We start from the raw sequence: 229 nt of genomic DNA on the forward strand, positions 1-229 counted from the left end.
GCCCAATGGTTTACTTCCAAATCCCTCCAATGGTATACATCCAGTTCCTTACAGATTTCATATAACTGTTCTTCTGTTTCTGCATGTAATGGGAATGCTGTCTCTACTCCAATGTATTTATCGTGTTTGTGTTTCTTTACCTTCTGTTTTGGTATCGGCTCATCTGGTTCTTCGTAATCTTCAATCAATTACACCCCTCCTTTCTATACTTCTCTGGAAACAAACAATC

Annotated in this window: 1 protein-coding gene; it reads right to left on the reverse strand. The window is 38.4% G+C overall.

The genetic code is table 11. The features are described from left to right. Window positions 1–188 (reverse strand): hypothetical protein (locus QSV46_RS41315; RefSeq protein WP_314964607.1); only part of this gene is annotated, 188 nt, incomplete at its 3' end. Between the last annotated feature and the right edge of the window lie 41 nt (window positions 189–229).

Source organism: Bradyrhizobium cosmicum (assembly GCF_032290525.1).
Classification (GTDB): Bacteria; Pseudomonadota; Alphaproteobacteria; order Rhizobiales; family Xanthobacteraceae; genus Bradyrhizobium; species Bradyrhizobium cosmicum_A.